Source organism: Halobacillus karajensis (assembly GCF_900108515.1).
GTDB lineage: Bacteria > Bacillota > Bacilli > Bacillales > Halobacillaceae > Halobacillus > Halobacillus karajensis.
On record NZ_FNWW01000001.1, the window covers coordinates 624,561 to 648,076 of the forward strand.

The 23,516-nt window shown below is 36.8% G+C and carries 25 protein-coding genes, 1 pseudogene and 1 other annotated feature; of the genes and pseudogenes, 6 read left to right on the top strand and 20 right to left on the bottom strand.

Translation table 11 applies throughout. The features are described 5' to 3' along the window. The first annotated feature begins 254 nt into the window (after window positions 1–254). A complete protein-coding gene (locus BLW54_RS02940; protein ID WP_035506802.1) occupies window positions 255–770 on the top strand; it encodes a hypothetical protein in 516 nt (171 codons plus the stop codon). 657 nt (window positions 771–1,427) lie between these two features. Here the strand turns inward: BLW54_RS02940 and BLW54_RS02950 are convergent. From BLW54_RS02950 to BLW54_RS02960, 3 genes and pseudogenes are all read right to left on the bottom strand, one after another. Then, window positions 1,428–1,859: an NUDIX hydrolase gene (locus BLW54_RS02950; protein ID WP_035507701.1), complete on the bottom strand. Its 432-nt coding sequence runs from the start codon at window positions 1,857–1,859 to the stop codon at window positions 1,428–1,430. A 210-nt stretch (window positions 1,860–2,069) separates the two neighbouring features. Continuing rightward, window positions 2,070–3,864, bottom strand: a pseudogene (gene ltrA / locus BLW54_RS02955) (group II intron reverse transcriptase/maturase). Window positions 3,865–4,764: 900 nt separating this feature from the next. Then, the gene (locus BLW54_RS02960; protein ID WP_035507704.1) at window positions 4,765–5,487 is read right to left on the bottom strand and encodes a sulfite exporter TauE/SafE family protein; all 723 of its coding nucleotides are present in this window, start codon (window positions 5,485–5,487) and stop codon (window positions 4,765–4,767) included. A gap of 235 nt (window positions 5,488–5,722) precedes the next feature. Here BLW54_RS02960 and BLW54_RS20365 point away from each other — a divergent pair, with 235 nt between their 5' ends. Continuing rightward, window positions 5,723–5,944 carry a hypothetical protein gene (locus BLW54_RS20365; protein ID WP_139254072.1) on the top strand — a complete coding sequence of 74 codons (222 nt, stop codon included), beginning with the start codon at window positions 5,723–5,725 and terminating at the stop codon, window positions 5,942–5,944. Between the two features lie 609 nt (window positions 5,945–6,553). On the opposite strand, the gene BLW54_RS02970 is transcribed toward BLW54_RS20365, so the two are convergent. The 7 genes from BLW54_RS02970 to BLW54_RS02995 all read right to left on the bottom strand — a co-directional run bounded on the left by BLW54_RS02970 (window position 6,554) and on the right by BLW54_RS02995 (window position 11,252). Beyond that, on the bottom strand, window positions 6,554–6,763 hold the full coding sequence (locus BLW54_RS02970) for a hypothetical protein (protein WP_035506806.1): 210 nt from the start codon (window positions 6,761–6,763) through the stop codon (window positions 6,554–6,556). A gap of 425 nt (window positions 6,764–7,188) precedes the next feature. Beyond that, window positions 7,189–7,749, bottom strand: coding sequence for an EF-hand domain-containing protein (locus BLW54_RS02975; RefSeq protein ID WP_074733202.1), 561 nt, complete (start codon window positions 7,747–7,749; stop codon window positions 7,189–7,191). An 899-nt stretch (window positions 7,750–8,648) separates the two neighbouring features. Further along, window positions 8,649–8,987 carry a hypothetical protein gene (locus tag BLW54_RS02980; RefSeq protein ID WP_074733203.1) on the bottom strand — a complete coding sequence of 113 codons (339 nt, stop codon included), beginning with the start codon at window positions 8,985–8,987 and terminating at the stop codon, window positions 8,649–8,651. Window positions 8,988–9,186: 199 nt separating this feature from the next. Beyond that, a complete protein-coding gene (locus tag BLW54_RS02985; RefSeq protein ID WP_074733204.1) occupies window positions 9,187–9,768 on the bottom strand; it encodes a histidine phosphatase family protein in 582 nt (193 codons plus the stop codon). 112 nt (window positions 9,769–9,880) lie between these two features. Then, window positions 9,881–10,186, bottom strand: coding sequence for a hypothetical protein (locus BLW54_RS02990; RefSeq protein ID WP_074733205.1), 306 nt, complete (start codon window positions 10,184–10,186; stop codon window positions 9,881–9,883). 451 nt (window positions 10,187–10,637) lie between these two features. Further along, window positions 10,638–10,799 carry a hypothetical protein gene (locus tag BLW54_RS20595; RefSeq protein WP_167358781.1) on the bottom strand — a complete coding sequence of 54 codons (162 nt, stop codon included), beginning with the start codon at window positions 10,797–10,799 and terminating at the stop codon, window positions 10,638–10,640. Window positions 10,800–10,931: 132 nt separating this feature from the next. Then, the gene (locus BLW54_RS02995; protein ID WP_074733206.1) at window positions 10,932–11,252 is read right to left on the bottom strand and encodes a YqfO family protein; all 321 of its coding nucleotides are present in this window, start codon (window positions 11,250–11,252) and stop codon (window positions 10,932–10,934) included. A gap of 483 nt (window positions 11,253–11,735) precedes the next feature. Between BLW54_RS02995 and istA the strand changes: the two genes are divergently transcribed. Next, entirely contained in the window at window positions 11,736–13,304 is a 1,569-nt protein-coding gene (istA, locus tag BLW54_RS03000; RefSeq protein WP_083391465.1) for an IS21 family transposase, read from the top strand. A 26-nt stretch (window positions 13,305–13,330) separates the two neighbouring features. Then, the gene (gene istB / locus BLW54_RS03005; protein WP_439330193.1) at window positions 13,331–14,065 is read left to right on the top strand and encodes an IS21-like element helper ATPase IstB; all 735 of its coding nucleotides are present in this window, start codon (window positions 13,331–13,333) and stop codon (window positions 14,063–14,065) included. Window positions 14,066–14,085: 20 nt separating this feature from the next. Here the strand turns inward: istB and BLW54_RS03010 are convergent, their stop codons facing one another. From BLW54_RS03010 to BLW54_RS03025, 4 genes are all read right to left on the bottom strand, one after another. Continuing rightward, a complete protein-coding gene (locus BLW54_RS03010; protein WP_074733208.1) occupies window positions 14,086–14,412 on the bottom strand; it encodes an RDD family protein in 327 nt (108 codons plus the stop codon). Between the two features lie 200 nt (window positions 14,413–14,612). After that, complete coding sequence (locus tag BLW54_RS03015; protein WP_074733209.1) at window positions 14,613–14,972, bottom strand: VOC family protein; 360 nt, start codon at window positions 14,970–14,972, stop codon at window positions 14,613–14,615. A 54-nt stretch (window positions 14,973–15,026) separates the two neighbouring features. Continuing rightward, the gene (locus BLW54_RS03020) at window positions 15,027–15,488 is read right to left on the bottom strand and encodes a GyrI-like domain-containing protein (RefSeq protein ID WP_074733210.1); all 462 of its coding nucleotides are present in this window, start codon (window positions 15,486–15,488) and stop codon (window positions 15,027–15,029) included. A gap of 152 nt (window positions 15,489–15,640) precedes the next feature. Continuing rightward, complete coding sequence (locus tag BLW54_RS03025) at window positions 15,641–15,919, bottom strand: hypothetical protein (protein WP_074733211.1); 279 nt, start codon at window positions 15,917–15,919, stop codon at window positions 15,641–15,643. Between the two features lie 324 nt (window positions 15,920–16,243). Beyond that, window positions 16,244–16,499: a binding site (T-box leader), on the top strand. Between the two features lie 66 nt (window positions 16,500–16,565). On the opposite strand from BLW54_RS03025, the gene BLW54_RS03035 reads away from it, so the two are divergent. Beyond that, on the top strand, window positions 16,566–17,819 hold the full coding sequence (locus BLW54_RS03035; protein ID WP_083391466.1) for an MFS transporter: 1,254 nt from the start codon (window positions 16,566–16,568) through the stop codon (window positions 17,817–17,819). Window positions 17,820–18,111: 292 nt separating this feature from the next. On the opposite strand, the gene BLW54_RS03040 is transcribed toward BLW54_RS03035, so the two are convergent. From BLW54_RS03040 to BLW54_RS21120, 3 genes are all read right to left on the bottom strand, one after another. Next, on the bottom strand, window positions 18,112–18,471 hold the full coding sequence (locus BLW54_RS03040; RefSeq protein ID WP_074733212.1) for a VOC family protein: 360 nt from the start codon (window positions 18,469–18,471) through the stop codon (window positions 18,112–18,114). A gap of 66 nt (window positions 18,472–18,537) precedes the next feature. Continuing rightward, window positions 18,538–18,999, bottom strand: a complete 462-nt coding sequence (locus BLW54_RS03045; RefSeq protein ID WP_074733213.1) for a GyrI-like domain-containing protein — start codon at window positions 18,997–18,999, stop codon at window positions 18,538–18,540. Window positions 19,000–20,096: 1,097 nt separating this feature from the next. Then, window positions 20,097–20,198, bottom strand: coding sequence for a RusA family crossover junction endodeoxyribonuclease (locus tag BLW54_RS21120; RefSeq protein ID WP_074733214.1), 102 nt, complete (start codon window positions 20,196–20,198; stop codon window positions 20,097–20,099). A gap of 365 nt (window positions 20,199–20,563) precedes the next feature. On the opposite strand from BLW54_RS21120, the gene BLW54_RS03055 reads away from it, so the two are divergent. Continuing rightward, window positions 20,564–22,228 carry a glycoside hydrolase family 13 protein gene (locus tag BLW54_RS03055; RefSeq protein WP_074733215.1) on the top strand — a complete coding sequence of 555 codons (1,665 nt, stop codon included), beginning with the start codon at window positions 20,564–20,566 and terminating at the stop codon, window positions 22,226–22,228. A gap of 59 nt (window positions 22,229–22,287) precedes the next feature. On the opposite strand, the gene BLW54_RS03060 is transcribed toward BLW54_RS03055, so the two are convergent. The 3 genes from BLW54_RS03060 to BLW54_RS03070 are packed head-to-tail and all read right to left on the bottom strand — an operon-like array spanning window position 22,288 to window position 23,403. After that, window positions 22,288–22,737, bottom strand: a complete 450-nt coding sequence (locus BLW54_RS03060) for an OsmC family protein (RefSeq protein ID WP_035506810.1) — start codon at window positions 22,735–22,737, stop codon at window positions 22,288–22,290. Between the two features lies 1 nt (window position 22,738). Continuing rightward, the gene (locus BLW54_RS03065) at window positions 22,739–23,191 is read right to left on the bottom strand and encodes a GNAT family N-acetyltransferase (RefSeq protein WP_035507705.1); all 453 of its coding nucleotides are present in this window, start codon (window positions 23,189–23,191) and stop codon (window positions 22,739–22,741) included. Window positions 23,192–23,208: 17 nt separating this feature from the next. Next, window positions 23,209–23,403 (bottom strand): SE1561 family protein, encoded by a 195-nt coding sequence (locus tag BLW54_RS03070; RefSeq protein WP_035506811.1) that lies wholly within the window; start codon window positions 23,401–23,403, stop codon window positions 23,209–23,211. Window positions 23,404–23,516 lie beyond the last annotated feature (113 nt).

Below are 23,516 nucleotides of genomic sequence, written 5' to 3' on the forward strand. Positions count from 1 at the left end.
GTACGCTAAGGATAAAGTCCCTTACCATCCTTTATCTCGACTACATAATGGTCATCATCAAGTTTAAATTCAACAACTTCTCCTTTTCCTTCCTCTGAGTAAACAGAGTCACAAAGACCTCAAGGAATACTGAATTTCTATCACGTTGTAAATCATAAGTCCCACTTAAACCTTTAGTTCAAATATCCTCGTTTGAATTAGCACATTTTGGGAACACTTTCCTTGAATTCGATTTTAATCAAGGAGGCGTTTCTATGAAAAAGTATTACCTGTTTAGCATCATCCTGGCCCTTGGCTTTATTTTAGGAGCTTGCGGATCATCCGACAGTCAAGACAACTCTAAAGATAACTCTGATTCTACAGAGCAGACAAGTGAACAGGACAGTGAAGCCACTAGTGGAAATGCGGATAGTTCTGAAGGGTCCTCCGAGGAAAATGGCAACAGTGATAAAGAAATCGATAGCGACCTGTCATCTGGCATTGACACGGTCATTGCATCTGTTGAAGCTTTGGATTCCAGCTTAAAAGACTCCGCTGATGTAAACACATTAAATGAAAAAGGGAAAAAACTGGAAGAAGATTGGGACAGCATCGAAAAGAAAGTTGAGGAACAGTTCCCGGATCAATATGAGAAAATAGAGAAAAGCCTTTACCCACTTATTAATGAAGCTAAAAAAGATGAACCTGATGTAGAAAAAATGAAAGAATTAGTGGAGCCTACTATAGACAGCCTGAATGAATTGAAGCAGAGTATTAGTTCTGAGGGCTAAGTAATATCATATGGGTGCGAACCTCAAATAAAGACTGCCCCCAGTGCTCTTGGTCACAAGAAGCTAGACACGACCAGAAGTTAATTAGTTAATTTAGAAGGAAATATTCTAGTAAGAATCATGCAGCACACGCTTGGAAAGGTTCTTCTTTCCTCCGGTCCATAAATAAAGTAAAAAGCAACCCTTCCGATTAACCAGGAAAGGTTGCTTTCCTCCCTTTTGAAATTTATTAATTTCCAACAATATGACGACCTGTGTAGTTAGAAACGATACCACCTCCATTATCCATAATTTTCCACTATTTCTCGACTTGCTGCAGAATGGTTTCACCATCGACGACACCCTTGTGAGCCATGTATATAATTGATGATATTAATGAATTGCCCCTTTTAGCTTAATTAAACGTAATTTATATACAAGTCATGTGGTGAGTTTAACGATGTTCATTCAGCTTCTTCTTCAATACTAAAGGCACCTATCGAATCTACTGAAAGAGATAGATGCCCTAGCTGAAGAGTTTGATGAATATGAAATTATCCAATCAATTCCCGGTATTCCTTCTATTAGCTGGTATTCTTGAAGATACGATATCGAGATAATTAGACAAATAACACAACTTATTTTTGTAAAACGCTAACAGAAATAAGCATTCGGAGTTTACAACAAATATTTTTCTATGATTAATTTAGCCCTTTCATCGATGTTTATTGGTAATTTATCTATCGCGAAGTATTTCAAATTTATACTCTCTCCGTCGCCAATCGTTAGTTCTCCATATGTATCAAGTGCTTGATAAATGCTTATAACGTTATAAACCTCATCACCATTTGGATATTTAAAGTAAAGTTCCTCCCCAGACAATATATCAATGAACTTAAAGTTATCAGCTCTTAGTCCTGTTTCTTCAAAGAGCTCCCTTGCAGCTGTTTGTTCCAATTTTTCTCCGGGCTCCACAGCCCCTCCAGGTAATCCCCATTCTTCAGTATCTGAACGATGTTGTAGTAAAAGCATATTAGAATCATTAAATACAAGTACAGTAGATCCTGTCAAAATCAAGGGATTACTACCAATCAATTTTCTGATTTCCATAGTGTAATCTGAGATATAAATCACCTTTTCCTTCAAATTTAATTTCCTTAAGGGAAAAAAGCCGATTATTTATTACAAAAGAAATGTTAGCAATAGGTAAGCGTTTGAAGTCATCTCCGGCTTTTCCCCTGCTCCACACCTTGGACGTGCTAGTTTTCCCAGCATCCGGCGTTCCATCTAAAGTTATGTACTACATTATAAGTTCCTTTGTTACTCTTCAAGACTGGATGCTTCGATCCCTTCCACCCCACATATCTTTCGGTATTGATTGATTTTGTCTAAGATCAATCGATTCTGTGGTAACTTTTCAAGGTGAAGCTTTATTTTCTCTATATCTTTCATATGGATAAGTCGATGAATATCTTTATGAAGTATACGGAGATTATGAAATTGATCCGAACCTCCTTGGTTCCTGGGCACGTAATGATGACAGTGAACGTCTGACGCATGGAGATACTAGCCTGTAACTTCGCATTTTCCCATTTTCATACTATATCGACTAATACGATTGTCCAGATATTCGACACTTCGATTCGGTAGAGAAGACTTCATTAAATGTCCAATTTCTTTCTGTATATCAGGGCGGAGACTTTTATACATCTGATCTCTGCCTTTCTTTGTGTAAAGCGAAAGCTTTGGACTGAAGTTCATCGTATGAAATGTTTTAACATTGCCGATGGGGAACAAATACGTACCATTGATATAGATCGTTTTCGTTCCTAAGCTAAAGGTTCTCTTATAAAAAGGCGGTGGCTGAAAAGGATGTTTTAGCGTTCCAACCGGTCGAAGACGGTTCACTAAAAATGGTTTCAGATCGTAAGCAAGACGTGAGAACACAAGACTTACATGAGTCGCTCGCTTAAAGTATTGGTGAAGTCCCTAAACAAAACTATTATAACGATGAATATTCTCAGCAGAAGGTGAGCTTTTTCGCTTCCTGTTTGATTTTCTCGCTTTTTGAAGAAATGACCCCAGTATGGGCCACTCGTTTCTTACCCTTTTTATTCGCACGAATGGTGAACCCTAAGAACTCTGATTCTCGTTTTCTCAAGTTTACAATTTGAGATTTTTCTGGAGAGATGTCCAGCTTTAAGCGCTCTTTAAGGTATAGACGTACCGCATGGTACCACTTTTGCGCTGTCCTTCCATCCCGGCATAGAATTTTAAAATCATCAGCATATCTGACCAGGTATCCTTGTTTCAAGTTCGTTTGTTTTCTCGCTCGCCTTCTGGCATCATCTGAACTGTAAGATTTCGCCAGAGGAAATACTTCCCACTGACCCGCAACCCATTGATCTAAGTCGTTTAAAACCACATTTGAAAGAAGGGGAGATAAAATTCCACCTTGAGGCGAACCCTCCTCCGGTATTCCTTCTCCATCAATTTCCGACTTGATCATTTTAGAAATACAAGCTAGTACCTTACGGTCTTGAATACCGATATTCCAGAGTTGCTTCTTTAATAGACGATGGTTCACATTATCAAAGAAACTTTTAATATCTACATCAACGACGTAATGAAGTTGACCTTGATTAATCAAAGATTGTATCCTTGCCATAGCATGATGAGCAGACCGGAGAGGTCTGAAGCCGTAGCTATGTTTAAAGAATTGAGATTCTACAATCGGTTCGAGAACTTGTTTGAAGCATTGTTGGATCACTCGATCCAAGATACATGGAATACCGAGAGGTCTCCATTTTCCGTTCTCTTTTTCAATCCATTCTCTTCGAACTTTCTTCGGGCGATAGTTTTGAAGTTTATTTCGGACTTCATTTACCAGATCATTTTCTACGAGCTCTTTCATGTCATCGATGGTCTTCCCATCGGTGCCTGGTGTTTTAGAACCTTTGTTGGTTTTGATCATGCGAAAAGCGAGCAGGATGTTTTCTCTCGATATGATGGTTTCATATAGTTGAGAAAACGTATTTCCCTGACTCGCTTTTTCATGAAGATCCGTAAAGGTCTCCGTCATATTATAATAATCCCAGTTTCGCAGCGTTGACACTGTGGCATCCCCCCTCTGGAGTGATGTTCCCACGTTCCTACCCGATCGGTGCCATTCACGTTAGGAAAACAATCGTTTCATACTCTAGACTTAGGGCTGTTCCTCCACTTCCATTACAGAAGTCTCATCAGTCATTCCCCTACCCTCACAAGGACAAATGCTTTTCAGCATAACTTTATAGCAACCGTTTCGGGTGACAGCCTTTGATTCAACGTTCCTTGCTTTCCAAGTACCATACAACGTAGCTATCCATACTAGACGTAGATGCTTCCTTTAAGCCTGTGAGCTCGATACCGCCATCGTTCGGTATAGCGTCTTTCAGAGGGGGCAGTTTTACTCCACACCACTCACGTCATCGTAAGATGACACGTAAGTTTCCCTACGTTCGAATCTTTAGACCCTTACCTTCGGAAGTTCGTCAGTTCCTATCTCAAAGAACGATTCTCATCTTATCTAGTTTTTCAGCCGTGAGGCGTATCCGTTGGCATACCTTAGATCTGGCTTCAGCCTTCGTTCTGCCTAATCTACCTGTGCTCCATACCCTAAGACCTGTCCGCCTTAACGCATGCAGGAGTGTTGACGGGATGGTTTCGGGAAACATGGATCCTTCATTCCCATCCTCCGTTGTACAGTTAAGATTTAATCATATAAATCTCCTGCCTTTCGCGCTATAAAAAGCGCTTATAGCAGAACTTGTCGCGCGCCCCCGATACTGGACGACTTGGTTTCGAGATAAAACTCCTTTACCAAAACAGACGTATCAAACCAACAAATAGTTACGATTATTATTCATTCCTGCTTCATGAGTTTAGAAGCTATACGTAAATAGCCCCTATGCTTATGTGATTAAGGCGACTACCCTTTTAAGCAATCGCCCCCGTTTGTTTAAGAAGGGCTTATTTATGAATTCAAACTTTCGATAAGAAGATATATACCTGTAAAACTCAAAAGAATATATGTAAATATTTTAAAAATCCGTTCATTAAGCCATTTGAAAATAATTTGACCTATAAACAAACCCAAAAATACAATTGGAATTGCATAAAGACTTGATTCCCATATTAATTTATTAGTACCAGTAAAAATTATTTGAGTAATTAGACTTATAAAATATATAAACAGATAAAAAGCCAAAGTAGTTGCTCTTAACTTCTCTTTTTCAGTATCAGTTCCTGTAAAGTAAATTAATAACGGGGGACCTGGCATACCGATGCTTGTTGTTAAAATACCAGATAACCCACCAACTATGAAATCCCTAATACGAGTTGGCTTCACCCTAAAGTTACATATTAATAAGAATGTTAACATTAGGAACATTATACTAACTCCTATTTTAAAAGCGCTAATGTTAATGGAAATAAAGATTAAAATACCAAAAGGTACACCCACTATACTTCCCATGATAAACCTCTTTAGAAGTATGAAATCAATATCTGTACTTATTTTCCATATTAATGAAACCGAAATAAGTACAGATAAAATGATGTTTATTTGTATGGCTTCTTGCGGAAGAAATAACAACAGTAAGAAAGGTGTCGCCATTATGGAAAATCCAAAACCTGTACTTGTTTGCAGGACAGAAGCCACTAATATAATACATAAAAAAAATAATACAGTCTCCAAATTTGACCTCCCTATTACAAAAACCTTATCAGTAACACCCAAAATAAGAAAAATCCCACCCATTAATAGCAAAACATAAGATAATATTAGACCTGTACCAGTAATCAACCCATAACTGCATAAAGTACCTACAACAGTCGTTAAAATTATTCTAAATATTTTCACCAGCTTCCCCCTCAGAGCTAGTAGCATAGAGGCCAAAGATGATATAGAATTTCATTGGACTTATGCAAAAGTGTGGGTTTCCAAATCTACAGCTGCAATTGTAATTAAAATTGGTTCCGGAGCATTAAGTACAGCAATGGGAGGAATTAATGAGAAATTAGCTGGTGCAATCGCCGGTTCTATCATAGGTGGATCCATTAACGAATTTTTAGCTGATAATATCGCTGAAGCTGTGACGTTCAAAATTGCGTTGCTACCTCCTTTCCACACTTGGGACATACAGTCACAATAAATGAACTGGGGTGACTAAAAGTTGGATAACGCATTAAGAATTATTCTATCAGTCATCTTATCTATAATATTGATGACTATCTTAGTCCTACTGGTTGATAATAATTTGGTTGTATCAATCGGGACAGGTATCATAGTATTCTTTTCCTTGTGGGTATTTAACAGGAAAAGATGGAAAAAATCGTAGTAGATAACAGTTAAGAGAGACACCTTTCAAGGTGCCTCTCTGTACTAAAGTAAGGGAGCAACATAATTACAAAAGGCTAACCAAATCTTTTAACATTATTAAAGAAAAAATAATAGCTACAACAATATTAAAATCTCCTCTTCTTTGTTGCTTATCCTTAACTTGTTCAATTCCCGTTAGTAAAAAGAAATGAACAAAAAGGGGATAAATATATCTGATGGTATTTGAACATTATTAACAAATAGATGAGAGAGCCCCAGACCAAACACAATGATGGCTAGGATTACATTCACCATTTTAAGTACATTCACGCTTACTCACTCCTTTATAATTTCTTCCGTCACCCCGTCCGTTTGCCCAATTGGCAATAGTCACTGTTCAGCTAACGCCCCGTTTATGTAAGACTCGGATATGAGATATATCTTACTGTCTGAAATGTTTTTCCTTAATGGCTCTCTTAACATCAAAGAAACCAATCGCTCCACAAACAAACGTGCCTAAAACTAACATACTCTTAAGAATCCAATTTTGTCCCCAACTGCTGATACTGATGTAAAGACAACATAGGGCAATTACTAATACTCCATATTTTGCTTGCCATTTATCTAATTTTGATAAGCTTTGTTTTTCCAAATATAGTCACCTCCATAACCGTTAATTTATCATGAAAGCCCCCCCAATAACGGAAGACGTGATTTTGAAATATTGAAGCAGATTTTCAACTAACACGCCCGTTTGTTTAAGTACATTCTTTCACCAATATAACCCATAATCTTCATTTGTTACAGGAATGCTGCCCTTATGTGGAATAAAGTCACCCAAATCCTACAAAAATAAGGGTCTGCCCCCCATATCATTCGGATCTTACCTTTGGAAACCGAATGCAAAAAAACAGCTTGATCCCAAAATAAAGGATCAAGCTGTTCATATCTGCCTTAAACATTAATAAATCAATTAATTTTTTATTGTTGTGTAAACCATCATTCCTAGACTGACTATGATTACACCAATAATCACAAACATAAACACATCAAGTAAATCCACAAATATTCCCCTTTCTATTTAACACATTCAAAGCTATACGTGTTAGAGATTTTCCACCAAGCTTTTTTAGGTGCGCTGTGAATACCTCCATTATCCCCTGAATCAAGTGATGGAGTCCCCCCTACATCATAACATCTATTGACTAAATTTTGCTTTTCTTTGTAATTCATGTATTTTGAAGAAAAATATAAAGCTGTTCCAGCGAAAATTCCTAAAGCAGCTATTCCTCCCCAAACAATCAGAGGGGCCACCATTATTTGTACCCCATCATTATTAGCTTGTGCATAATTGATCATTTCTTGTATTTGTTGATCAGTAAGATTATGTAACTCAGTTTCTACCATATTCATTTCTTCCTTGGTGAAATCATAAAGGCTTAACGCTTTTTCTTTATTAAGATATGCCGCTCTTTCTTGTGTATGAACGTATACACTTTCGTTTAGAGCTTCTAAAGCTTCGGCATCTTCAAAAACAATTTTATCTGTAGATTCTGCCGATATCATGCCCGCATTAAAGGCAAAAGATAGCATTAGGACACTTAAAAGCATAATGGTGATTTTTTTCAATTTTTTCATTTCTTGTACGCTCCCCTTTTTCTGAACTTATGTAATAGATAATCCACCAGTGAAAATGGACAATGTTTGTGGCTTGTTAGCTTTCTCCTCCTTTTCAATGGTAATTTATTGTAAAGCCACATGGATTAAAGTAACATTGTTGCAATATTATTACAATAGTTTTTCAATAAAGTCTTGTATGAATTTTTAAAATTTATGCGCAGCAATCTTTTTCGAATTAAATTAATTTTAGATTTCATAGAACCTTTTTAAAGGAGCTAAGTTATTAAATCGCCTTTACAGGCCTGGATGCTTCATATTTGCCATTTTAAGAGATCAAAAGCCCTATGTACCTCGCCCTCAAACCAATGATCATTAACTACTTTTGTAGTTTTAATAATTACACGAGTGAGGTTTATTGGTATGCGAAATTTTATTTAAGTGAGCGTTAAAAAGCTTCTACCTGGTTACTTGACATTTTATAGCTGGTCTTTACATGAAGACTCGAATTCGAGACAACCCTGCTTTAAGGTAATATCTTATGGCATCACTTAAAATAGAATAGATTTTATTATATTAAATGGTTCAACCTCTAAAGAAAGGATTGTTGTTCACTTTCTACTATATATTCGATGAATGAAAAAGAAGATAAAAATGCTGCGGCTTACACTAAGCAGGTAAATAAGCCAGCAAATTATTGATGTTATCTAGTGGGGAGCTTATAGAAAGCTCCCTAGTTACTCCTTTTCTTTCCAAATATAATTGTAACGCATTAATTCGTGCTTGAAATAAGCTGCTTCGTAAGTAAAAAAGCGATCGTCTTCATTGGACATTCGCCCTCGTTACAGTAAGACTTGAATTCAAGATATATTAAGCAAATTTTCAACTAACGCTCCCTTTAGTGAAGAAGAAAATATAGCTTAAACCGTTAATCTTTTTTTCTTAGGGTTTTTCGGAACAATTGTAAATTTGGCGATGAAAAGAATTGTAAGGAAAATAAAACAACTAGCACTGGTATTATTGCTTGTAATTATGCTTGACTGCATAAATTGCATTGAAACTACTAGATTTAATACAAATGAAATCAAAAACCCTGCCATTGCAATACTTGTTAGATAATTTCCAAGTAATGACCTTTTGTAATCTACTGTTTTGTCTGAATTTAGGAGAGCAAGAGTATGTTTTGTTTGTCTAACTAAGGCATAAACAAACCCGATAATTAGCAACACCACTCCTAGATATCCAATTAGCTCATTCATAATTTATTAACCCTCTTACATAACTAATTTTAATACTAACATTTATTAACTAACCTGCTTCTTCAGATTAAAAGCTATATGTAGATACCCTTATTCTTATGTGAATAAGGCGACTACTCTTTTGAGCAATCGCCCCCGATACGTGAAGACTCGAAATCTAGATATTTCTGGGGGTATTCCCCTAGCTCCCTTTAGTTAATTAACAATTTACAATTCGATACCCAGTTTCTTTAGGGAAATCATTCCTTGTAAGTTCTTTACCAAGAATACTCTGACTATACGACGTAATCGTTCCATCGTGAGAAACTATATATATTCCTTTATTTCCAAATTGTTTGCACCATTTCAAGAAGTCTTCTGCTAAAACTTTAAACTTTTTTTCGGGTAATTTATTTATTCCTTCTAACCACCATTTATTTGAATTTGATAGTTCCTCTTCTATGTAAAAATCAGCAAACTCCTCTTTTATTATTTCTTTTGAAAGAATCTTATCGCAAGGTAGTGTCTGCCACTCAGATTTTTGAGGGAACATTCTTGGTGAGATAAACGGACTTACTATTTTCTTACACTTTATACCTTCACTCCAAATTCGTGCTGTCTGTATTGTTCTTCTTGTTGGACTAGCTATAATTACATCTGATTTTAACAAAGGAAACTGTTCTTTGAGTGACTTAGCTTGAATGATCCCTTCCTCAGTTAATGCAGGGTCTGAAATTTGTAGACTTTTAGGGAGATCCAAAGTATGTTCTCCTTGTCCGTGCCTTGTAAATACTAACTCCACCGAAAATCCCCTTCCGTAAAATTATCACTTCCCAACTAAACAGCCAGGTAAGTAAAAAAGCGAATATCCATATTGAATAATTGCCCCCGTTAATGGAATAACAACTCTCACATTAACCTCGCCACATAGCCAAAACAAATAAAGACCAACCAGAAGTAAGCAATCCAATTCCGCCAATTGTAGAAAAATATACCTCCATTTTATCCTTTTCAATTCTTCGTTTCTTATATTGAAGATAAGTCAAAACAAAAGAACTTAAATATAAGATTACACTTATTATCGTTAAGATTGATAAATAGTATATCGGAGGTATTTTAGCGAAATTTTCATTCAAAAAGTAAGCCATTCCTTGACCAAGTATTCCAAATATAGTTGCTAAAATTAAACTTCCAATTATGATAGCATTAGTTTTATTCACCCATATCACCCCACATTGATAATTTGATAATAAATTAAACAATTAAAGTTCCAAGACTTCCCCTTCCACTAATCTATCTGCATGTCAGTTAAAAAAAGCTAAATTTCCGGCTGGTCCCTATACTTATGTAATAAGGAGCGAGTACTCAATAAAACAATTGCCCCCAATTCTTGAAGACTCGAAACAGATTATATCTTAAGAAGTCCTTCATTTTAGTACATATTTGTTCAATACATTGTTTAGAAATTTCCTTTGAACAGTTATTTCAATTCTCCTTTTAACTCTAGCTCTATTTGTCTAGCTATGTTAAACTCTCCATCTCTTTCGAAAGCTATAATGCCATCATTAGTTTTATCTGTTCCAAGATGTTGTCCTTCCACCATAAATAGCATTGTACCTTCAGGAAGCCCTTTAGCTTGACCGTTTTCATAAGGTTTACTGGCAATTTCTCTTATTTACCAATTTTTTCACTTAATTCACTTTTGGCTATAGGTTCATGGGTAGTTATATAAAACTGCCCCTCCCAAACAAAATAAGGCGAACTAATTTCTTCTTTATTACACCCAGTTGCAAAAATAACTATGATCACCACTAAGATAAGAAAGCGTTTCATTGTGTACCTCCATAAAAATTGGAGAAATCCAATTTTTAGTTTAACTACTTTGTTACAACAATAAGCGATAGCCACTGTTCAGCTAATGCCCCCGATACAGAAAGACTCGAAATCAAGATATTATTTCAATAGTTACGTAATTAATGGAACAACATTAATTACAGGCTCCTCATATGGATGGTTGATTTTTATTAAATCTATAATTTCCTCTATTCTCTTATAAGACGATTTGAATTCCATTTTGCACTCCGATCCAAATGCTACTTTATTCTTTTCACCTGCATAAGGTTCTGAAGCTTCTAGGGGCCTCCAATACCCTTTGGTCTCAGTATAAGAAACCACATGATCATACTCTCCAACAGTTAATACTTTCTTTTTGTTCAATTGATCACGTAAAGGGACGATGTATTCTTCCGGTATTAACACTTCAAACTTCACATAACTGAAATTCATAAAAATATCCTTTTCCTCCTTAATAGTAAAGCCCCCCTATAACGGAAGACTTGGTTTCGAGATATTGAAGCAGATATCTTCTACTAGTGCTCCCGTTGGTGCAATAAAAATTTTAAATATCTCATAGATATGTTATTTAGACCTTAACCACATGTGTCTTTGCCACTATATCGTATAGGGATTGTTTCTTTCTCGTAAAAACGGCTGTTAATATGTATGCAAATATAAGTACATAGATAAGCACCGCTAGCAAATATTGGGTGAACGGTACTTCGCCATCACCTATATAAATGAGTCGATATACAAAGAAATGTGACAACTCCCAAGGCAAAAACTTTAGGATTGTGACTGCTAAACTAAAGTAGACAGTTTCCGCTAGATTAGAAGAAACACTTATTTACCCAAATATACCAGTAAAATATACAGCTCTCCCATTGTATGATATTTAAGATTATACAGACATCAATGGAGGGCTCAGAAAAGGTGGATAAGTGGGAAATGTATATGGAGATTCAACAGTTAATTAAGCAAGGATTTAGTAAATCGAAGGTGGCGGAAAAGTTAGGGGTTTCAAGATCAACGGTATATCGCAACCTGCAGAAGTCTCCTTCGGAGATGGCTGAATGGGTAGAAAGTATAAAAACGAGAGAGAAAAAGTTAGATCCTTACAAAGCGTTAATTTTATCCTGGCTGAGAGAACATCCTGATATGTCGGCAGCACAAGTGCAAGATTGGTTACAGGAAAGGTATGAATCACTGGAGATTGGCGAGAGCACGGTTCGTGCCTACGTTAGAGAATTACGTACTGAATATAGAATAGAGAAAGAGACTCTACCACGGAATTATGAAGCTATTCCTGACCAGCCAATGGGAGAACAAATGCAGGTTGATTTTGGTCATACAAAACAAAGAACACCTGACAATCAAGAGGTGAAGCTGAGCTTTATCGCATTTGTTTTGTCTAACTCGAGATACAAATATAAAAAATGGTTAGACCGACCTTTCACTACCCAGGATGTGATAAAAGCACATGAAGATGCATTTCGGTGGTATGACGGAATCCCAAGAGAAATCGTTTATGATCAGGATAATTTAATCGTGGTCAGTGAAAATGGCGGGGATCTTATCTTAACGAAAGAGTTTCAACATTATAAGGAAACCAGGCGTTTAAACCTTCGGGTTTGTAGAAAAGCTGACCCGGAAAGTAAAGGGAAAATTGAAAATGTGGTTGGCTTTATCAAGCATAACTTTGCGAGACATAGAGTGTTTCACAACATTGATTCCTGGAATGAGCAGGGTTGGCAGTGGCTAAACCGGACAGGGAACTATAAAATCCATAACACAACAAAAAAAAGACCGGCCGAAGTGTTCTCCTTGGAAAAGCAACACTTGAGACCAGTCACAGAAAAATTAACTATCAAAAACAATTATGAAAATAGTATAACAAGAAGCGTCCATAAGGACAATACAATTCGTTATTTGTCGAATCGGTATTCTCTTCCACTTGGAACATTCCATAAATATGATACCGTCGGTATCAAGGAAACGGAAGACAAACAACTATTCATCTATATTACCGATACAGGAGAATTGATTGCAAAACACACTATTCCTGAAGGAAAAGGCCAATTAGTGAAGGATAGAAGCCATTCGCGCGATCGGACAAAAGGCATCAATGCATTTATGGATACGGTTGCGAAACGGTTTGAAGAGGTAGATTCCGCATACGACTATCTTAGTATCATCCGGCAAAACTACCCTCGGTATATTAGAAATCAGCTGCAGATTATTTTAAAGCAGACAAAGGAGAACAATGGGGCAATCTTATCAGCAGCACTGAAAGAATGTGTGAAAAGAAATCTTTATAGTGCGACAGATTTTAGCGATATCGTTTCATACATCAAACGACAACGCCAAGTTGATGGTACAGTAACCGATAACGCCCGGGCTGTATCATCAATAAATAAGATTTCAGGCTGGCTCATGGATACGGAAGCCCAAAAGAGAACAGTAAATGCCTATACTGAAATATTAGAGGGTGAGTCTAATTGAGTCAGCTGAATCAATTACAAGATTTGATGAAAACCCTCCGCCTGACCGAAACAGCTAACCATCTTCCTACACTCATAAGAGAAGCTGAGCAAAAGGACGCATCCTTTACTCAGTTTCTCCTGGATGTAGCAACCTATGAACAAAAGCGCAGAGAAGAAAAGCTATTAGAGAAACGGTTTAAATGGGCGACGTTCCCGTTTTTTAGCACTTTGGAAGAATACGATTTAAAAGAACAGAAATCATTAAGTTCGAAGAAACTAAATCAGTTAAAGGACTTAACGTGGATGGAGCAGCTATATAACATTATTTTCCTTGGCCCGCCAGGTGTCGGCAAAACCCACCTATCGATTGGGCTGGGTATTGAGGCTCTCAACCAGGGATATAAAGTGATTTTTACTACGATGGGTGATCTCATTCATGTATTAAAGACTGAAGAAATCACGAGAAAATCGAAAACGAGAATGAAGAGAATACGAGAAGCAGATCTAGTTATCATTGACGATTTAATGTTTATGGCAATGGACAAACAGGAAGCCAATATGTTTTTTCATTTGATCAATGATCTATACAATCAAACTTCGATTATATTAACGTCCAATAAAGGTCCTAAAGAATGGGGTGAATTATTAGGAGATCAGGCAATTACAACCGCGATTCTAGATCGTATATTGCATCGAGTGGAAATCATTCATTTAAATGAAGACAGTTGGCGAATGAAGCATCGAAAAACCATATTTGGGCAGCAAAGTGTTTCAAATTAATAAGCAGAAATTGTGTCATTTTACTTGACGGTCACAAGGATGGTCCGAAAAGTTGCATGTGGCATGGTTAATGCCTCCCCTTTGTTTCCAACAACACGTATACCAACTTTCCTCTTTCCAAAAGACTGTTCAACAACGTTCGAATCACTAATAATAAAATAAAGTGATACAGGTAAAGTTACCAATAAAAAACCTGTTACCTGAGCTACAATTAGTGAACCGGTGAAGAATTTCTGTAAGAATGGAGATAGAAATACACTGAAAATAAAAAGTCCGACTAAATAAATGAGAATAAGTATGTAATCAATTATGAAAGCTTTGAAGCGAAGTGAAAATGAAGCATTCATTAACACGCCCTCTTTCGTTTGGGTTTATAAGTTTACTAAACTGCTACATTAGAATAATAAGCGATAGCCGCTGTACAGCTATCGCCTCGATAAAGTAAGACCTTTTAAACAATAGCCCCCTATTCATGAAGACTTGATTTCAAGATATTGATGCAGATATTCAAGTAACGCTACAGTTGCTTGAATAAGTTTCTTTCCATTTATTTACCTACAAGCACAAAAACATTTTCATCTGGAGCTTTCATTACCGCAACATGCCCACCTAAAGAGTTTGGAAAGGGAGTGCGAATCCACTCAACCTCAGTATTATTCTTTAATCTTTCATAAGATGCTAGAACGTCATCAACGACGACTTCTGTTTCGGCAAAGTTCAAATTAGGGTTGTTCTTCAAAACTAAATCTGAATTACCATCTGGAAATCGCATTCCCACAAGCTTCCATTGTCTTTCTTCGTCTTGATAAGTATCCCACGTTTTAGTTAGGCCGAGTGATTGATAGAAAACTATTGACTTCTCAATATCTTCTGTATAAATCGCAAGACATTCTATCCTTTTCCACATATCATATTCCTCCATTTCCAATAATCAACAATTGTATTTAAACTGAAGCCAAAGTTATTCAACGGGTATCCAAATTTCCATCTCATATTCATTTGTATCTTCTTTACCGAATTTATCAGTATATACTATTTCTATTTCAGGCAAGCCTTTTTTAATCCTATAACCTTCCTGGTCAAACATCCTCCATATCTCTTCATATGTGTATGGAATTTTTTGTGAAGGTCCAATATGTTTAAACACCACATATTTTTGTTTCGGAAAAGTATGTAAAGTCATTCCTTTTTCAACTTTATGATAATCTACAAAGTCCATCTCCATTCCACAGGTGTAAAAGTAATGGTTACTTCTCGGTGGCAAACAAACACCTACAATTTTTTCTTTGTCACTTTTAGAAATGAATGTTTGTGCTTTTGTCCATAATTTTGGAATTGGATAAACTATATCATCGTCCCATTTTCCTGACGCACTATATCCAACTAATACAAATGAATTTTTTATCAATTCCTGGAACTCCATTAATGCCCCACCTTTTTTTATGGTTTTATAATTTAATGCATAGTAAATATACTGGAAAATAATATGTATTTCTTGTCTTTTTGTGCTCACTTCAGACAATGTTATTTCTAGTTTCCTGGTTCAGTTAACCAGCCGAGAAAGCAACCCTTTATTTAAACATTAATCAACGATTCTGAGGATATGTGTTGAGGGAGCTCTCTTTCACTATGTATTTTCATCCTCCCAGCAACGTAATAAGCATTTGTGGGGGATCTAAAGTATTCTCTTGCGCCATGGTAAGTCGTGTACCATAGCTTATTTATAATTTGAAACTCCCCTATTAATTCGTCAAATACTATTGGGTGGAATAGAAACTCAAAAATAGAATCGTGAACCTTAATTATTCCATGTACACTTTTATCATCAAGCCAAATGGTATGTATATTCTCCATTTATAATCCCTCTTTCCCACTATGCATTACTAAAGGCTTATACCAATTTAACACACCAAAAGATGGAAATAAATGAATTTTCTTTCTCTTCTAAAATCGATGACAGTATAGAATGTTGGGAACCTACTAAATTTATATTTCATCCATAAAAAAGGGACTCATCCTATTAAGGATAAGCCCCCTTTAACGGAACAAAGGACGTTATCGAATATTCTTGGATTGCGCCCGTTTAGATTAAGTCCATATCCAATAGTTGTAAAAAAAGGTCTTTACTTTCCACTTAAGGATTTGGTATGATTATCTAACATTAATGACCATATTCATATAAATGCTATGAAGAGAAGAGTATAATCGGCAATTCTTTAAAGAGAGCTCCAGTTGGTGAAAAGGAGTAAGAATTAATGGTTGGAAGCAAGCCTCAGAGCAGCACATTGGATCCATGTAGGTGATAGTGTGACAGGAGCTCCTGTTATAGAGCTAGGGTATATGTATGGTCTTCATACCGTACCTAATGAGGGTAATATGGTGACATATTACCAAACTGGGGTGGCACCACGGCGCGCAATAACTCGTCCTCAAGACAAAGGTCTTGGGGGTGAGTTTTTTTATTGTCCAAGTTTAGATTCACAAAGGAGTGGAAATAAAAATGCGTATAAAAAAGTTCATTAGGTCTTGGAAATATCCTTCCATTTTATTGTCCAGTATTGGTTTTTCGAGTATAGGGGAATGGGTGTATTTTATAGCATTAAATTTAATCGTTTTTGATATGATGGGCGTAATTGCTGTCTCGGGTCTATATATACTTCGAGCTTCGTCCACATTGTTTACTAACTTTTGGTCAGGTAGTCTAATTGACCGATTAAATAAAAAGCATCTTATGGTGTGGCTTACTATATTTCAAGCAGTATTTATCGCCTTACTGCCTTCACTATCATCACTTTGGGCAATATACGGTATTGTGTTCTTAATAAGTATAGCTAGTTCCATGTATGAGCCTACGTCAATGACTTATATCACGAAGCTTATTCCCCGTCATCAAAGAAAACGATTTAATTCTTTTCGAAGCTTAATTGATTCTGGAGCATTTGTTATCGGGCCAGCTATTGCAGGAATGATGTTTATGATTGGCACCCCCAATTTTGCGATATACATTAATGCAATAGCTTTATTTGTATCATCACTAATTACCTTATTCATGCCCAATATTGAAAAAGATGATGTTATTGAAACGAAAGATGAAAAATTAAGCTTGAAGGTATTGAAAGTTGATTGGCAATTGGTTGTTGATTTTAGTCGTAAACACGTATACATTATGGTCATTTACTTATTATTCAGTGCGGTGATGGTTTTAGCAACTGCTATAGATTCACTTGAAGTAGCATTTTCTACAGAAGTGCTTTCTTTATCAGAGAGTGATTATGGATTCCTGGTAAGCATTGCTGGTGTTGGAATAGTTATAGGCGCATTAGTAAACATAATAATCGTTAAAAAAGTAGCTACCTCATGGCTGATTGGTCTTGGATCCTTAATGGTTTCAAGCGGTTATATAATCTATGCTTTTTCGGGTAATTTTTTGATAGCAGCAATTGGTTTTTTCATTCTATCATTTTCAATGGCTTTTATTAACACAGGATTTGACACATTTTATCAAAACAATGTTCCTGTCGAGGTAATGGGGCGGGTTGGTAGTGTTTATGGTTTCATCGAAGCTTTTTTCATTATTATTGGGACTATAATTTTTGGAATTATGGCCGAAGTGATATCTATTCATTTCGTGGTTGTATTAGGAAGCACAATTATGTTTGCAGTAACGATTATATTATTTATCTTTAATACACAACCTTCGAAAACAGAGTATTATTCTGAGGAACATCAATTACAAACTTCTGAAACTAATTAAAAATAGTAGCATTAGGAAATGAATTTAATGTAAGGATGGTCACGATAAAATCCCAATTTCTCAGTGTCAAAATGGGAAGTTGGGTTTTATTTTTTCAACAAGCCATGCCATTTAACTTAAAATCAACCCTCTGTTATTTACACAAGCAGTTATTCAGTTAAATGGACCTTTACATTAAGAAAGGACTTAACTTGCTACAGAAAAGCCCCCGTTTCGTGAAGACTCGAATCCGAAATACTCTCGAGTTGATCTTCAACTAAAGTATCCGTTACTTTAATAAATTTCTTTCCTATCATTTACCTATTAGAACAAAGACATTTCCATCTGGAGCTTTCATTACCGCAACGTGCCCACCTAAAGAGTTAGGGAATGGAGTGCGAATCCACTGAACTTCAGAATTATCCTTTATTATTTCATAAGACGCTATAACATCTTCAACGACAATTTCGGTTTCAGCAAAATTTAAATCAGGGTTATTCTTTAATACTAACTCTGAATCACCATCAGGAAACCTCATTCCAACAAGGGACCATTGCTTTTCTTCGTCTTGATGAGTTTCCCATGCCTTGGTTAGACCTAGCGATTGATAGAAATTTATTGACTTTTCAATATCCTCTGTATAAATCGCAAGACATTCTATCCTTTTCCACATAACATATTCCCCCATTTCAATTTATAATCATTATTCCCTATTGATCCCTTGCAACTTAAGCCTAAGTTATTCAACGGGTATCCAAATTTCCATCTCATATTCGTTCGTCTCTTCTTTACCGAACATTTCAGTTTTTACTATTTCTATTTCAGGCATTCCTTCTTTTATCGTATAACCTTCCTTGTCAAATACCCTCCATATCTCTTCATAAGTGTATGGTATCTTTTTAGAAGGGGCGATATGGTTAAACACAACATATTTTTGTTTCGGGAAAGTATGTATAGTCATTCCTTTTTCAATTTTATGAAAGTCTACAAAACCCATTTCAATTCCACAGGTATAAAAGTAATGATTACTTCTTGGAGGTAGGCAAACTCCTAAAATTTCACCTTCATTACTTTTAGTAATGAATTTTTGTGCTTTTGTCCATAATTTCGGAATTGGATAAACTATCTCACCGTCCCATTTTCCTGCCGCACTATATCCAACTAGTACAAATGATTCTCTTATCAATTCTTGAAACTTCATTAATAACCCCCACCTTTATTTAAAAAATCCTTCAATGTACATAGTAATTATAGTGGAAAATCATATATAGTACCTCTCTTTTTATGCTATTTTCAGACAGTAATAACTTGTTTAATTTAATCACCCGTAAAGATAATGTAGTACCTTGCTTATTTAACTAACCTGCTCCGTCAGTATAATTAACTCAATTTGCTATGCTTATGTAATAAAGCTTCCTAACAAACATACGAAATCGATTCAATTTAGTTTCATACAGTCTATTATCTCGAAACTGAGTCTTCCACAAACCTGCCCGTTTCTTTAAGACTCAGTTTCGAGATAACAACCCTTGGTCACACAGCATTAACGAGGCCCATTTAAAGTAGAAAAAATAGCCTCACCAGGTGCGTATACATCTACTTTCTTCTTTTTAAAATCTTTGTTTGAAATGGAAGTCCTGGCCGGCTAGTATATTGCACCTGAAAAGAAGAATACTTCCCCATTTAAAGAAGATTGGGTGGAAAAGCATAGGTAGTAGCAAGTTTATCGGGTTTACAATAACAATGTTAATTGGAGTTTTTATGTTAAGTGGTTGTGGATCTAAAGACAAAATGGTTTTTTTGAAGATATTAAAACCACAGATCCGATTATATTTGCTGACGGTAACTGTTGGAGGGTTCAGCCCCGGTGAGTTGATTGCCTTACAATACTGAGATATTAACTTTGAGAGCGAGGAAATAACAATCACAAATAGCATCCCTGCATTTGAGAATGGGGAACCTCATATTAAAAGCACTAAAACAGGCGAGATTTCCCGTAAGGTATCTATGTCAACATGGTATATGGAGTTGTTTTTAGTTAATACTAACGATGAATAAGTAGGAATAGAGGTGGTAAACTTGAAAAATAAATTGAATTTAATTATTGGTTTACATATTGCAAGCACTTTAATGTCTGCAACTTTTAGTATAGTAATGCTTGTCCTTACTTTGAGACACGATAGAAAAGTAACAGGTGAGTGAGTTGCGTTTTATATCTGTTTTTATGACCTCTCTCTCCCTTAATGCAATATAGAACGATCAACTAATAACAACGAAACATATAAGCAATGACTTCCATCATGCTCCCACCTCTATTATCTCAACTTCTATCCTTGGCTTGGAGCTGTACCACTGACTTATCGTGAACTCGACCAGCTGACTGTCGTCATTCCAAATCACTTAATTCAAAGGCATAAAAGATCACTTTTACCACCGGTTGCGGGGATGGAAACAAAGCTTCAAATGTCCCTATATAGCCTTAGTGAAGAGAATCAAAAAACGAGTGAACAAACTATTAAACATGAAAACCAACCGCTCTCTTTGGGATTACATTTTCCAGGTCGATCCTATTGTAAAAGAATAAAAAATCGGCTAAGATAGATTACATCAAGAAAACGTTTGCACATTTTTCCTATAACTTTGAAGTAAAAAGTAAAGTTTTCAAAAGCTCGACATGTCTCAGCTTTAATTTTTTGTTCAAACGCGCAACCGATTGCATACTATAAGGAGTACTTTTATAACTGTTACGAAATGAGGGGGATCATATGGAACGTGTTTGGTGGAAAGAAGCGGTAGGTTATCAAGTTTACCCACGCAGTTTTCAAGATTCTAATGGGGACGGGATCGGCGATTTGCAGGGGATGATCCATCGACTTGATTACTTGAAAGAGATGGGAATCGATTTTATATGGATCTGTCCGATGTACAAGTCTCCAAAAGATGACAATGGATATGACATCTCCGATTATCAGGATATCCTAGAGGAATTTGGTACAATGGAAGACTTTGACCAATTACTTGAAGAGGTCCATAATCGTGATATGAAATTGATCATTGATCTCGTCCTTAACCATACAAGTGATGAGCATCCATGGTTTATAGAATCCAGGAGTTCAAAGACTCATCCGAAGCGGGACTGGTATATTTGGCGGGATGGAAAAAATGGTGCCGAACCGAACAATTGGGAGAGCATCTTCGAAGGATCTGCCTGGGAATACGACGAAAAAACGGGTCAATATTATCTCCATGTGTTCTCCACAAAGCAGCCGGATTTGAATTGGGAAAATGCGGAGGTTCGTGAAGCCCTGCATGATACTGTCAACTGGTGGATTGATAAGGGGATTGATGGTTTTCGAATCGATGCCATAAGTCACATTAAAAAGCGCCCTGGGTTCCCAGATATGCCAAACCCCCAGAATGAAAAGTACGTCTCCTCTTTTGATATGCACATGAACCAAAAGGGCATTCATGAGTTCTTACAGGAATTCAAAGATCAAACCTATACGAATTATGACGTTATGACTGTCGGGGAAGCCAATGGTGTCAGTGCAGAGGAAGCAGATCTATGGGTTGGAGAGAACGGGAAAATGGATATGATTTTCCAATTTGAACATTTAGATCTCTGGGATAAGGATGGCGACCAACAACTGGACATCTTAGGGCTGAAAGAAGTGATGACTCGTTGGCAAAAAGCACTGGAAAACGATGGTTGGAATGCCTTGTTTGTAGAGAACCATGATAAAGCCCGTGTAGTCTCTACTTGGGGGGATGATCGAGTATACTGGCGGGAAAGTGCGACATCCATAGGAACGATGTATTTCTTTATGCAGGGAACTCCTTTTGTTTATCAAGGACAAGAAATCGGAATGACGAATGTTTCGTTCCCTTCCATTGAAGATTATGATGATGTAGCCGCGAAGAACTTATACAAAACAAAAAAAGAACAGGGGATGTCCCATGAAGAGATTATGGAGATCTTATGGAATACTTCCCGCGACAATAGCCGAACACCAATGCAGTGGAGCAACGAGGATAACGCCGGCTTTACGACAGGGATTCCATGGATGAACATCAATCCGAATTATAAATCGGTTAACGTCGCTAAACAGCAAAAGGATCCACACTCCATCCTGAATCACTATAAAAAAATGATTTGTCTAAAGAAAAAGCACGACCTTTTCACATATGGAACGTATGAATTGATTCTACCACATGATCCGCAAATTTTTGCTTATACACGCACGCTTGAAGGCCAAACAGCTCTTGTCATAACGAACTTAACGAAAGAATTGGCAGATTTCAATTCCCCCTACACCTTAAGCACGGAGGATTTAATCTTGTCCAACCTTCCTGTTGATGTACAGGTAGACCGTAAGAATTTCACCCTTAAGCCGTTTGAAGCACGCGTGTATTTATTACAGAATCAATAAAAAGACAGTAGCAAACTATCTACCTTAAGAGAGGAGGCATTGGATGCCCCCTCTCTTTTCTATTGATCGATTCCTGTCTTTGCTTCCATCCCGAGCTCTACATTTCCCTGAATAGCTTTGGAAATCATACAGCTCTTCTCTGCTTTTTCAATAAGGCGATTCAGTTTGGACAAATCTTTCTGACTAGCCTCTGATTGTAAGAGGACTCTTGGACGATGGATGATTTTTTGATAAGTAAACACTCCATCAGTTACATCAACGATCCCTTCTGATTGCATGTCCATTTCTTTCAGTGGCAGACCTGCCCTTTCAATCATGGCAGCAAGGCTGATAATGTAACAAGTAGCCGCCGCTCCAAGCAGCATTTCATCAGGGTTCGTGCCTACGTCAGGTCCCTCCATCTCTTTTGGGATCGATATTTTTGTTTTCAATTTCCCCGCTTCAATAGAACCGACTTCATTTCTTCCTCCTGGCCAGTCTGCTTTTAAATGAAAATGATGTAATGCCATGTTATGTCTCTCCCTTTTCGTACTTTTCCATCTTAAGGAACTCATAAGAGCCACCATTAGTCGATTGCATAAAGGTTCCCTTTCGAATAAACCCTGCTCTTTCATAAACAGTTATGGCGCGTTGGTTGAATGTTGCAACAGAAAGAGTAAAGCGCTCGGCTTTATACTCCTTCTTCGCCATGGCCAGGCATGCTTCCATAAAGGGTTCTCCCTCCCCTTTGCCTGTATGATCAGGATGCAGTCCTAATCCAAGATCGACCCTCCTGTTGCCTTGCGGCTCTACAGTTAAGAAGCCGATCAAGTTGCCTTCTACTTTCCCGCTATAAGTATGCGGGCTTCTCTTTTCAGGGTTTATGAACAATTCATAATCTTCTTCATCTGCTGTCATATCGTAGAAATCAAACGGCTTTTTGTATTTCCAGCGAGCAATAGCTTCGGCTTCCTTTTGAGTCATTGGATTCCATACAATATTCAAGATTCCCGCTCCCAATCTTTCTTAAAACGATTCATTTTTAATTGTAACTGTTCAATCATTTCCAATACGCGGTTAAAATCATCCAAGTCGACATTGTGGGCATCCATGGAGGACACGACTTGCTCCAGCATTTGAATTCTGTTTTGTATATAGTGAAATTGTTGTGAAGGATATTGAGCTGCCTTGCCCATCCGCACTCCCTCCTTTATGTTGCTTCTCCTTCATCTTACCTTTCTTATCAGGAAAGTAAAAGATATTGCCCGGGGTCAAAGCTTTGGTTTTACCAAGATCAATAACGAAATGA

Coding starts and splice junctions, on each gene's coding strand:
- BLW54_RS03040 (WP_074733212.1), bottom strand. CDS start 18,471: ATGTGGAAAAGGATAGAATGTCTTGCGATTTATACAGAGGATATTGAA.
- BLW54_RS03065 (WP_035507705.1), bottom strand. CDS start 23,191: ATGACTCAAAAGGAAGCCGAAGCTATTGCTCGCTGGAAATACAAAAAG.
- BLW54_RS03060 (WP_035506810.1), bottom strand. CDS start 22,737: ATGGCATTACATCATTTTCATTTAAAAGCAGACTGGCCAGGAGGAAGA.
- BLW54_RS03025 (WP_074733211.1), bottom strand. CDS start 15,919: ATGGAGAATATACATACCATTTGGCTTGATGATAAAAGTGTACATGGA.
- BLW54_RS03045 (WP_074733213.1), bottom strand. CDS start 18,999: ATGAAGTTTCAAGAATTGATAAGAGAATCATTTGTACTAGTTGGATAT.
- BLW54_RS03020 (WP_074733210.1), bottom strand. CDS start 15,488: ATGGAGTTCCAGGAATTGATAAAAAATTCATTTGTATTAGTTGGATAT.
- BLW54_RS02975 (WP_074733202.1), bottom strand. CDS start 7,749: ATGAAAAAATTGAAAAAAATCACCATTATGCTTTTAAGTGTCCTAATG.
- BLW54_RS03055 (WP_074733215.1), top strand. CDS start 20,564: ATGGAACGTGTTTGGTGGAAAGAAGCGGTAGGTTATCAAGTTTACCCA.
- BLW54_RS02950 (WP_035507701.1), bottom strand. CDS start 1,859: ATGGAAATCAGAAAATTGATTGGTAGTAATCCCTTGATTTTGACAGGA.
- BLW54_RS03010 (WP_074733208.1), bottom strand. CDS start 14,412: ATGAATGCTTCATTTTCACTTCGCTTCAAAGCTTTCATAATTGATTAC.
- istB (WP_439330193.1), top strand. CDS start 13,331: ATGAAAACCCTCCGCCTGACCGAAACAGCTAACCATCTTCCTACACTC.
- BLW54_RS20595 (WP_167358781.1), bottom strand. CDS start 10,799: ATGAAACGCTTTCTTATCTTAGTGGTGATCATAGTTATTTTTGCAACT.
- BLW54_RS03015 (WP_074733209.1), bottom strand. CDS start 14,972: ATGTGGAAAAGGATAGAATGTCTTGCGATTTATACAGAAGATATTGAG.
- BLW54_RS02980 (WP_074733203.1), bottom strand. CDS start 8,987: ATGAATGAGCTAATTGGATATCTAGGAGTGGTGTTGCTAATTATCGGG.
- BLW54_RS03070 (WP_035506811.1), bottom strand. CDS start 23,403: ATGGGCAAGGCAGCTCAATATCCTTCACAACAATTTCACTATATACAA.
- BLW54_RS02940 (WP_035506802.1), top strand. CDS start 255: ATGAAAAAGTATTACCTGTTTAGCATCATCCTGGCCCTTGGCTTTATT.
- BLW54_RS02995 (WP_074733206.1), bottom strand. CDS start 11,252: ATGAATTTCAGTTATGTGAAGTTTGAAGTGTTAATACCGGAAGAATAC.
- BLW54_RS03035 (WP_083391466.1), top strand. CDS start 16,566: ATGCGTATAAAAAAGTTCATTAGGTCTTGGAAATATCCTTCCATTTTA.